The organism is Candidatus Methylomirabilota bacterium (assembly GCA_027293415.1).
Lineage (GTDB): Bacteria > Methylomirabilota > Methylomirabilia > Methylomirabilales > CSP1-5 > CSP1-5.
On record JAPUFX010000125.1, the window covers coordinates 1 to 11208 of the forward strand.

The following is an 11208-nucleotide window of genomic DNA, read 5'->3' on the forward strand; positions in this document are numbered from 1 at the left end:
GGGACGGGTCCTGAGTGGAATGCGGCCGACCGGTCGGCTCCATTTAGGCCACCTGTTTGGGGCCTTAGATAACTGGAGGCGTTTCCAGGACGAGTACGAATGCTACTTTTTTGTGGCAGACTGGCACGCCCTCACCTCTGATTACGCCGATCCGAGCCACATCCGGGAACACACCAGGGAGATCGTCCTCGATTGGTTGAGTGCAGGAATAGACCCCGACAAGGCGGTCCTCTTCATTCAGTCCCACGTCCCGGAACATGCGGAACTCAACCTTCTCCTCTCCATGATCACCCCGCTCCCATGGTTGGAGCGTAACCCTACGTATAAGGAGCAGCTCCAGGAGGTGACGAACAAGGACCTCAGCACCTTTGGGTTCCTCGGCTACCCGGTATTGCAGGCGGCAGACATCCTGATCTATCAGGCCAACTTCGTTCCGGTGGGGGTGGATCAGCTTCCCCACATCGAACTCACCCGCGAGATCGCCCGGCGGTTTAATCACCTTTACAAGCGGGTCTTCACGATTCCGGAGGCGAAGTTAACCGACTCTCCGAAGATTCCAGGGACCGATGGGCGAAAGATGTCTAAGAGCTACAACAACTGCATCTACCTGTCGGATCCCCCCGAGACGGTGCAGGCAAATGTGAAACCGATGGTCACCGACCCGGCTCGGGTTCGTCGCACCGATCCTGGCAACCCTGATGTCTGCCCGGTCTACGACCTGCATAAGATCTTTACTCCCCAGGGGGAGCGGGAGAGCTACGTGGTTCCGGGGTGTCGCACGGCGGCCATCGGCTGTCTCGACTGCAAGGGGGTGCTTCTCAATCACATGCTTCCGGTCCTCTCCCCGATCTATGAGCGGCGGGTGAAGCTCGCCGAGCAGGCCGGCGAGGTGGAAGACATTCTCGCGGCGGGGACAGAACGAGCCCGGAAGGTGGCCGGGGCCAGCCTGATGGAGGCCAAGAAGGCGATGGGGATCTGAACTAGCCCGCATTATTCACGAATGGAGTGTCTTCGTGAATAATGCGCCTGCAGGTGCGGGCTCGGCCGCACCGGCAGGTTTCGACTGGCCGCTCCCACGGCCTGCTCAAGGCTAGCCCTGAGCGACGCCTCGCAAACGCGGGGCGGAGTCGAAGCCCGGAGGGCAGATGATTCACTTTATGTGAAAAATTCGGGCTAGGTAAGAGAACAAATCGTGACCGCTGATCGGTTTAGGATGCACCTTAAAAGCGTTGACGGACTCTAGATATTGCGGTATATTCCGCTATATTACCTACATATTGCAGAGGAGAGGCAGAATGCTAAACGGGCCGTTGGAAGAGGGGCTTACCTTTGACGACGTCCTGCTGGTTCCGGCCAAATCGGAGGTCCACCCCCGAGAGGTTGACGTCTCTACGGGCTTGACCCGAAACATTCGGATCAATATCCCCCTCGTCTCCGCAGCCATGGACACGGTAACCGAGACGCGATTGGCTATTGCCCTGGCTCGGGAAGGGGGAATCGGGATGATCCATCGGGCCTTCTCGCCGGAGCGGCAGGCGGCGGAAGTGGATAAAGTCAAGAAGTCTGAGAGCGGGATGATCATGGACCCGATCACGGTCCGCCCCACCCAGATGATCTACGAGGCACTCGAGTTCATGGAGCACTACCGCATCTCGGGGGTGCCGGTCACGGATGAGGAGGGGAGGTTGGTGGGGATCCTGACCAACCGGGACCTCAGGTTCGAGACAAAACTCGACCTGCCCATCGCCGGGGTGATGACCAGGGACCGCCTCGTGACGGCGCCTGTCGGGACTTCTCTAGAGGAGGCGAAAGAGATTCTTCACCAGCATCGGATCGAGAAACTTCCGGTGGTGGACGAGCACTTTATGTTGAAAGGACTCATTACGATTAAGGATATCGAAAAGCGCCGGAAGTACCCCAGTGCCTGTAAAGACGCCCTCGGCCGACTTCGGGTTGGGGCTGCGGTCGGGGTGGAGGAGGATGCCGAGGTGCGAATCTCTCTTCTCCTGAAGGCTGGTGTCGATGTGATCGTGGTGGACACGGCTCACGGCCACTCTCAGGCGGTCATCGAGACGGTCCGCTGGATCAAGCAGGCCTATCCGCAGGCCGAGGTGATTGCCGGCAATGTGGCGACCGCCGAAGGGGTGGAGGATCTGATCCGCGCCGGGGCGGACGGGATCAAGGTGGGAATCGGGCCCGGTTCAATCTGTACCACCCGGGTTGTGGCGGGGGCAGGGGTGCCTCAGGTCACCGCCATCGCCAACTGCACTGCGGTCACTGATCAGTACGGAATTCCCATAATTGCTGACGGCGGGGTGAAGCATTCGGGAGACATCACGAAGGCCATCGCCGCCGGAGCGCATGCAGTCATGATCGGGGGTCTGTTTGCCGGGACAGAGGAGAGCCCAGGGGAAACCGTGATCTATCAGGGCCGGAGCTACAAGGTGTACCGGGGAATGGGATCGCTGGGGGCGATGCAGCGGGGGGGCCGAGACCGCTACTTCCAAGAGAAAGAGACCGAGGAAGGAAAGCTCGTCCCCGAGGGGATCGAGGGCCGCGTTCCCTACCGCGGGACCTTGGCTGCAAATGTCTTCCAGATGGTCGGCGGCGTGAAGTCCGGGATGGGGTACTGTGGTTGTCGCAGCGTGGAGGATCTTCGGCAGAATGGTCGATTCATCAAGATCACGAATGCCGGTCTTCGGGAGTCGCACGTCCACGACGTCATCATCACCAAGGAAGCGCCCAACTACCGCCTAGAGAGCTAGACACGGCCAGCGCGGACTCACTATATCCGCTTTCAATCTATTCCGCATCAGGCAGGACCAGAGTTCTCTCCACTTCTCGGCCGACCTTCAGCACTGATGAAGGACAAAATTCTCATTCTAGATTTTGGCTCGCAGACCACCCAGCTCATCGCCCGCCGGGTGAGGGAGTGCCACGTCTACTGCGAGATCCTTCCGTGCTATAGTTCGATCCAGGCCATTCGAGATTTCAATCCGAAAGGGATCATTCTGTCGGGGGGGCCCGCCAGCGTCTACGACCGCGATGCCCCACTCTTGGACGAGGAGGTCCTGGCTCTCGACCGGCCTCTTCTCGGGATCTGCTACGGAATGCAGGTGTTGACCCACCAGCTGGGAGGAAAAGTCGCTGCGGCGCAGGAGCGGGAGTACGGCCGGGCTGAGCTCTGTATCGACGACCCCTCGGATCTCCTCGCGGGACTCGGGCCGGAGACGATTGCCTGGATGAGCCACGGGGACAAGGCCCTCTCGCTCCCCCCCGATTGGGTTCCCATCGCGCATACGGAGAATGCGCCTTATGCCGCCATGCGGCACGTCACGCGTCCCCTGTACGCTGTTCAGTTTCATCCCGAGGTAATTCATACGCCGAAGGGGCGGCAGATCCTCGAAAATTTCGTCTTCAGGGTCTGCGGCTGTGCGCCAACGTGGACCATGCGTTCCTTTATCGAAAAATCGGTCGAAGAGATCCGTGAGACCGTGGGGGCGGAGCAGGTCCTGTGCGCTTTGAGCGGGGGGGTGGACTCCTCCGTCACCGCGCTGTTGGTCCACAGAGCCATCGGGGATCGCCTCGCCTGTGTGTTTGTAGACAATGGACTCCTTCGTCAAGGAGAGGCGAAATCAGTGGTCCAGACGTTCCTAGAGAACCTCAAGCTCAATGTCATCGCCGTGGACGCCTCGAATCGCTTCCTTCACGCCCTCAAAGGAGTCACGGACCCAGAGGAGAAGCGAAAGATTATCGGTGCCGAGTTTATCGGGGTTTTCGAGGAGGAGGCAAAGAAGGTCGGCCGGTTCGAGTTTCTGTCGCAAGGGACCCTCTATCCGGATGTGATTGAGAGCCAGCAAGTCCGAGGACCTTCGGCCACCATCAAGACCCACCACAATGTCGGAGGTCTCCCCACCACCATGGCGTTTCGTCTCATCGAGCCACTCCGGGACCTGTTCAAAGATGAGGTGCGGGAGGTCGGGAAGGACCTCGGTCTTCCAGAGGCCATCATCTGGCGGCAGCCATTTCCGGGTCCGGGCCTCGCGGTCCGCATACTCGGAGAAGTGACGAGAGAGCGGTTGGACATCCTCCGGGGAGCGGACGCCATCGTGGAGGAGGAACTCAAGCGTGCCGGACGTTACCAGCAGCTGTGGCAGAGCTTTGCCATCCTCCTCCCGGTCAAGAGTGTCGGGGTCATGGGGGATGCCCGGACTTATGAAAATGTGGTGGGACTGCGGGCAGTGACGTCCGAGGATGGCATGACAGCCGACTGGGCCAGACTGCCGTACGATGTCCTCGGCCTCATCTCGAATCGCATTATCAACGAGGTCGAGGGGGTCAACCGCGTCGTATACGATATCTCCTCGAAGCCACCGAGCACCATCGAATGGGAGTAGTTGAGCCGCTGGCAGGATCCCGGGCGCCTTCAAGGGAGGGTTTGTGATGCCGCATGCAGGGTTCGTGCATCTGCATGTCCACAGTCAGTATAGCCTGCTGGATGGGGCATGCCATCTCGAGAAGCTGGTTGAGAAGGCGAAGGAATTCAAAATGCCCGCCCTAGCCGTCACCGATCACGGCAATCTCTTTGGAGCCATTGATTTTTACAATCTAGCTCAGAAGGCGGGGGTCAAGCCCATCATCGGCTGTGAGGTGTATGTTGCTCCCGGCTCCCGTCTGGACCGGTATCCCCAGGATGGACACTATGAGGGGGCGAACCACCTGACCCTACTGGTGAAAGACCGGACCGGCTACAAAAATCTGATAAAGTTGGTGACTGCGGGCTACCTGGAAGGCTTCTATTACAGGCCCCGGGTTGATAAGGAACTCTTATCCCAACACCACGAAGGTCTCTTGGCCCTCTCCGGTTGTCTCAACAGCGAAGTGTGCCGGCTGCTTGCGCAAAAGGAGGAAGGGAAGGCCCTGGAGGTGGCGGCCTGGTACCGGGATCTGTTTGGTCCGGAGAATTACTTTTTAGAGCTACAGTTTCATGGAATCCAGCCCCAGCAGGAGGTCAATCAGAGCCTGCTACAGATGGCTAAGAAGCTGGGAGCCTCACCGGTGGCCACCAACGACGTGCACTATCTGAATGCGGGGGATCACAAGGCCCACGACGCCCTTCTCTGCATCCAGACCGGCAAGACAGTGGCCGACAGGGAGCGGATGCGGTTCTCCTCGGATCAATTCTACTTCAAGAATCCTCAGGAGATGCAGGGACTTTTCGCGGAAATTCCGGAGGCGTTAATCAATACGGTGGCCATCGCCGAGCGGTGTAACCTCCAGCTGGATTTCAACAAGATTCACCTGCCGCACTACCAGGTCCCCTCAGGGCATACCCTGGACACTTACCTGGCCGAGTGCAGTTGGCGCGGTCTGAAGGAGCGGTACGGTCAGATCACGGAAGAGGTGAGGCAGCGTCTGGCCGGGGAGCTCCAGATGATTGAAAAGATGGGCTTCGCCGGGTACTTCCTGATCGTCTGGGACTTTATCCGCTTTGCCAAGGAGCGGGGAATTTCGGTGGGGCCGGGTCGGGGCTCGGCTGCTGGAAGCCTGGTAGTCTATGCGCTGGGTATCACCAATATCGATCCGTTACGCTACGGCCTTCTGTTCGAGCGATTCATGAATCCGGAGCGTATATCGCCGCCAGACATGGATATCGACTTCGCTGATGATCGCCGGGACGAGGTGATCGAGTACGTCGCCCAGAAATATGGAAAGGAAAACGTGGCCCAGATCATTACCTTTGGGACCTTGGGAGCCAAAGCGGTCATTCGCGATGTGGGCCGGGCCCTGGGGATGCCCTATGGTGAAGTGGACAGAGTTGCCAAGATGGTCCCCAATATCCTTAACATCGCTCTTCACGAGGCCATCGCCCAAAGCCCACCTCTCAAAGACGCTGTCCGTTCGCAGACTGAGGTCGCGGAGCTCTGGGAGATTGCCCGATCGCTGGAAGGGCTGACCCGCCACGCGTCTACCCACGCTGCCGGAGTGGTGATCTCGGGTGAACCTCTCAACGAGCATGTTCCCCTCTACCGGGGGACCAAGGGGGAGATAACGACCCAGTATGCCATGGGGGCTATCGAGAAGATTGGCCTCCTGAAGATGGACTTTCTTGGCCTCCGGACGCTCACGGTGATCGCGAACACTCTGAAACTTCTTAAGGAAACCCGGGGAGTTGAGCTTCAAGCAGATCGGATCTCGCTCGACGACCCCAAGGCCTTCCAGCTCCTGTCAGATGCGAAGACTTCCGGGGTCTTCCAGTTAGAGTCCGGGGGGATGCGGGATCTCTTGAAACGTCTCAGGCCGGAGCGCCTGGAGGATGTGATTGCCCTCGTGGCGTTGTACCGCCCGGGCCCCATGGAGATGATCCCGGACTTTATCAACCGCCGTCACGGTCGGGTGAAGATCAGCTACGATCACCCCCTTATGGAGAAGTACCTCCACGAGACCTACGGCGTCATGGTGTACCAAGAGCAGGTGATGCAGATTGCCAGCGAGATGGCCGGGTTCACCATGGGAGAGGCGGATATTCTGCGCCGGGCCATGGGAAAGAAGGACCCGGAGCTCATGGCACGGCAACGCGAGAAGTTTCTGGCAGGGGCGGCCACACGGCAGGTTCCGAAGGCGAAGGCGGAAAAAATCTTTGACCTGATGGCCCAGTTTGCCGGGTATGGCTTCAACAAATCCCACGCCGCCGCGTATGCGATGCTCGCATATCAGACCGCCTATCTCAAGGCCAACTACCCGGTGGAGTTTATGGCGGCGCTCCTCACCTCGGAAATGGGGAATACGGATAAGACGGTCGTGTATATCGAAGCATGCCGGCAGATGGGGATCGAGATTCTGCCACCGGACGTGAACGAGTCGGGGAGCACCTTCCGAGCGGTGGAGGACAAGATCCGCTTTGGTCTGGTGGCGGTGAAGAATGTGGGTGAAACAGCCATCCAGTCGATGGTAAATGCCCGTCTGACCGGTGGCAAATTTACCAATCTCCACGACTTTTGCGAGCGGGTCGACCTTCGGCTGGTTAATAAGCGGGTGATCGAAAGCCTGGTCAAGTGTGGAGCCTTCGATTCCTTAGGCTGCCGGCGATCCCAGCTTATGGCGATGGTAGATCAAGCCATGGAGTCCGCTTCGGCAGTTCACCGGGATCGGGCGAAAGGACAGGGCTCGCTGTTGGATGTGTTGGGGGGAGAGCTCTCTCAAGCAGTGACACCTCAGATCCCCGAGATTCCGGAGTGGCCTCACGCGCAGCGCCTCACGGCTGAGCGGGAGATTCTCGGATTCTACGTCACCGGTCACCCCCTCAGTGAATACGAGACCCTTGCCACGCAGTATGCCACGGCCACTACCGATGGGCTCTTCAGCTTGCGGGACAAGGAGACGGTAAGCCTCTGTGGCATCGTCACCGCCGTGAAGGAGATCTCAACCAAGAACGGGGACCGGATGGCTTTTGTCACACTTGAGGACCTGCGTGGCTCGGTGGAATCGATTGCCTTTCCTGATCTCTACAAGAGCAAGATGCTTTTTCTGGTCAAGGATAATCCGGTCTTGGTGAGAGGGCAGGTTGATATCGGTGAAGAGGTAGTGAAGCTCCTCCTCTCAGATGTCCAACCCCTCGATGATCTGCAAGAGAAACCGGCGGCCGAGGTGGAGATCGCCCTTCGACCAGAAACCCTTTCGATGGAAGTCCTTCGACAGATCCGCTCGACGGCCGCGGACTTCAGGGGACCGGTCCCCCTCCGCATCCGTCTACACACCGATGGACAGACGGCGGTTGTGATCGAGGCTTCAGAAGCGTTACGTGTGATGCCGCTTCCGGCTTTTCTCTCTCGGGTGGAAGACATCGTGGGCCCGGGTTCAGTGGTGGTGACAAGGTAGGAATCGAGCTATGGTCTGCCGGCGGATGGGAGGTTTGGGCTAGTGCCGTTCCAACTTGATAAGTGGTTCGACAGGCTCACCACCCCGAGGAGGATCGAGGGGCCGAATTTGAGCAGCCTGCCTTGTTGCAAGGGTCGTGAACGAGCGCAGCGAGAAAGTTAGCACAAATAGTTAGAACGGCACTGCGTCACGACAGGTCATTGGAAAGTTGAACGGCCGCGGTGGCGAACTCTTCTTTTGGATCGCCCCGCGGCCGTTGCCTTTCAGGCAGAAGCTATCGCTTTCCCACCCTGAACCGGTCCTGGAGTCGGCCCATTACCTGGGGCAGGGTAGTGTACTCCATTTGTTCTAGAGAGAGGCGGTGGGGCTGGAAAGGTCCGTGCCGCCGCATGTACTCCGCCACCTCACCGGCCTTTCGGCGCGTCTCATCCAAGGAGGGATCATCGAAAAGGTCCACCGGCCCGATGAGTTGCCCATCGGCCAGCTGGAAGCCGGCCGCTACCACTCTGGGTGGCCCGTCAAAGCGGGTCGGGTTTGCCTCATGAAAGGCACAGGGCATGAGCGGCCCACAGTGAGACCCTCGCATCCAGCCGTCAACGAGGTGCGGAAACGTAAAGCCCTCGATTACCTCGCCGACAGCGGGGAGTCCGGACTGGCACCGGACCACCATCACCGGGTCGTCTTTCCCGACGTATTTGCCGGCGATCAGGCTCAGTTTTTGGGTGGAGGCTGCCGCGGCGATCTCCCCGTCGATTCGCCGCCGCACCTCGGTGATCATGAACTGATCGGTGGCCCCCAGAAAGACGAGAAGATCATACAGCTCTTCGGGGCAATTCAGCTGGATGGTGGCATCCTTCTTCGCGTTCAGTACCGAAAACTCAAATCCATCGTGCATCTTGGGGTCGATGATGAGCCCGGCGGAAGTGAAGGGGTCGGCGAATATCCTGTAGAGGGGGAAGTTCCAAGCCCCTGGCGAGCATTTGTCCGCCATGAAGACCACGATGGGCTCGCTGGTCCGCTCCACGAACTCCATCTCCGCGACTCCGGGCCCCAATCCCTTGACATTGCCAGAAAAGGCATCGGAGAGGAGATCCTGGCCGGCTCCGTATAGATGAAGTCTCTTGGCCACGGCCGCGCAGGCCATGAAGGTGTCCCACGCCAGCCGATGGATTAGCTCGGAGTCAACGCCGTGGCGGTGGGTGATGACGAGGTCAATATCATCCCCGCATCGGGCAACATGATAATCGACGATCGTCTTTTTGCCCTTGGCAGCCTGGAGCGACTCACCGGCCTTCTGCATGAGTTCAGGATGGACCCGGTTGTGGCCGGTGTAGCTCCCACGTCAGCTTTGATGATGCTGATGGTGATCTTTTCGCTGGCCATTTCGTCCCTCCTTTCTAGAGCGACACATCTTACCTGAACGGCGTAACTTGCAAAGATGATGGAAACCGGAGGGGTGAAATCTTGTCTTGTATCGAGGGACTAAAATTATAGCCCAAAACTACTCTTGAGTAAAGAAAAAAGGGAGCTTTTCTTGACCAGAAAAAGCAAGAAATATAGGCGGTTAGCATACTTTCAGATGTTCGTTTGTAGAACCGTCTTGATGGGAACGGATGGACCCCGGGAGGGACTTTTAGGATACGTCGGGGGGCGCCGTGGCCCGATAGTGGAGCCGGTGGAGAGTTTCGACGTCGATCACGTCCCCGACGTCGATGCGGTGGGCATTAGAAAGGACCCGACACGGGGCACCAGGAGCGCCAAGGTCCTCAAGCACAAGGTCGGCCTGGCTGAAGTCGTCGTCCCGGCTATAGCTGCTACGAATAATAACGCAGGGGAGCGCCGCCCCCTTCGCCGCGTCAAGTCCGTTTTGGGAATCCTCGATGGCGAGCGCCTCCTGCGGGGAGCTGCCGAGCTTCGAGAGGGTGAGCGTATAGACCTCGGGATCCGGCTTTTTTCGGGTCACATCCTCGCCAGTGATCATGAGAGCGATGCGGGAGAGGCGATCCCGGCCGAGAAGTCCCTCAAGCAGGGGTTCGACCCATGAGCGGCTTCCGGTGGTGGCAACCGCGGTGGTGAGGCCTTGGTGATGGAGCTCATCGAGGAGGCGAAGAATACCGGGACGGGGAGCCATGAAGGACTCATCGATCAATCGTCTGAATGCTTCGTTCTTGACCCGATGCAGCTCTTCCACCAGCTGGTCTCGCTCAGTTCCCGGCAACGGCCGGTACCGTTCGAAGTAGAAGTGCAGGCGCTCTCTTCCACCGGTGACCCCCAGCAGTTCGCCGTAAAAATCCTCGTCCCATCGGTCAGAGAGGCCCACGTGCTCGAAGGCACGGTTGAATGCGACACGATGACCATTGCGCTCCGTTTCTGCGAGCGTGCCGTCCACATCGAGGATCACCACTCGAAGCATTGACGTTATCCGGGCGGTACCCGTGGCTTTCTGCCTCTAAAGTAACGCCTGCCGCTCTTCCATCATTTTTTTGATGATCGGTTCGAAAATGATCTCCATGGCGAGGCCCAGCTTGCCTCCCGGCACCACGATGCTATTCCGCCGGGACATAAACGAGTCGTGGAGCATGGCCAGGAGATAAGTAAAATCAATGTTGAGCTTGGCAGGGTCGGTAAATCGGATTACTACGAGGCTCTCATCGGGAGTCGGGATATCACGCGCAAAGAACGGGTTCGAGGTATCTACAGTGGGCACGCGCTGGAAATTGATATCGGTAAGGGAAAACTGGGGCGTGATATAGCGCATATAGTCGGGCATACGACGCAAGATGGTTTCGGTAACGTCCTCCGGCGCGTAGCCTCGTTCCGCGGTGTCGCGATGGATCTTCTGGATCCATTCGAGATTGACGATGGGCACCACGCCGACGAGCAGATCCACATACTGTGCCACGTTGACCTTCTCGGTGACGACCCCGCCGTGCAGCCCCTCATAAACTAGGAGATCCGTGTCCTTCGGAAGATCCTCCCAGGGCGTGAACGTTCCTGGTTCTTGGCCGAAGTGCTCCGCCGCCTCCCAAGTGTGAAGGTAGTGGCGCCGCTGCCCTGTCCCGGTTTCGCCATAGTGCCGGAAAAGTTCCTCTAATTCCTCAAACAGGTTTGCCTCCTCGCCGAAGTGGCTCAGAGTCTTCCCCTCGGCCTGAGCCTTCGCAACTAGTTCACGCATCTCGTAGCGGCTGTACCGGTGGAAACTGTCCCCCTCGATGGTTACAGCGTTCGTCTGGAGTCTGTAGAAAATGTGTTCAAACGCGACCTTCACCGTTGTAGTGCCGGCACCGGATGAACCGGTCACCGCGATGATTGGGTGCTTCTTCGACATGC

General features: G+C 58.7%; 6 protein-coding genes and 1 pseudogene. 4 read left to right on the plus strand and 3 right to left on the minus strand.

Translation table 11 applies throughout. The features are described from left to right. The 4 genes from trpS to O6929_08810 form a co-directional block, all read left to right on the plus strand. Positions 1–979, plus strand: a 979-nt coding sequence (gene trpS / locus O6929_08795; GenBank protein MCZ6480485.1) for a tryptophan--tRNA ligase, incomplete at its 5' end; no start/stop codon positions are given. 316 nt (positions 980–1295) lie between these two features. After that, positions 1296–2765, plus strand: a complete 1470-nt coding sequence (guaB, locus tag O6929_08800) for an IMP dehydrogenase (GenBank protein MCZ6480486.1) — start codon at positions 1296–1298, stop codon at positions 2763–2765. Positions 2766–2861: 96 nt separating this feature from the next. After that, positions 2862–4397: a glutamine-hydrolyzing GMP synthase gene (gene guaA, locus O6929_08805; GenBank protein ID MCZ6480487.1), complete on the plus strand. Its 1536-nt coding sequence runs from the start codon at positions 2862–2864 to the stop codon at positions 4395–4397. Positions 4398–4443: 46 nt separating this feature from the next. Beyond that, positions 4444–7878, plus strand: coding sequence for a DNA polymerase III subunit alpha (locus O6929_08810; protein ID MCZ6480488.1), 3435 nt, complete (start codon positions 4444–4446; stop codon positions 7876–7878). Positions 7879–8152: 274 nt separating this feature from the next. Here the strand turns inward: O6929_08810 and fbp are convergent. The 3 genes and pseudogenes from fbp to O6929_08825 form a co-directional block, all read right to left on the minus strand. Continuing rightward, a pseudogene (gene fbp, locus O6929_08815) lies at positions 8153–9261 on the minus strand (fructose-1,6-bisphosphate aldolase/phosphatase). A 250-nt stretch (positions 9262–9511) separates the two neighbouring features. Further along, positions 9512–10291, minus strand: coding sequence for an HAD-IA family hydrolase (locus tag O6929_08820; protein MCZ6480489.1), 780 nt, complete (start codon positions 10289–10291; stop codon positions 9512–9514). Positions 10292–10327: 36 nt separating this feature from the next. Continuing rightward, entirely contained in the window at positions 10328–11206 is an 879-nt protein-coding gene (locus tag O6929_08825) for a phosphoribulokinase (protein MCZ6480490.1), read from the minus strand. Between the last annotated feature and the right edge of the window lie 2 nt (positions 11207–11208).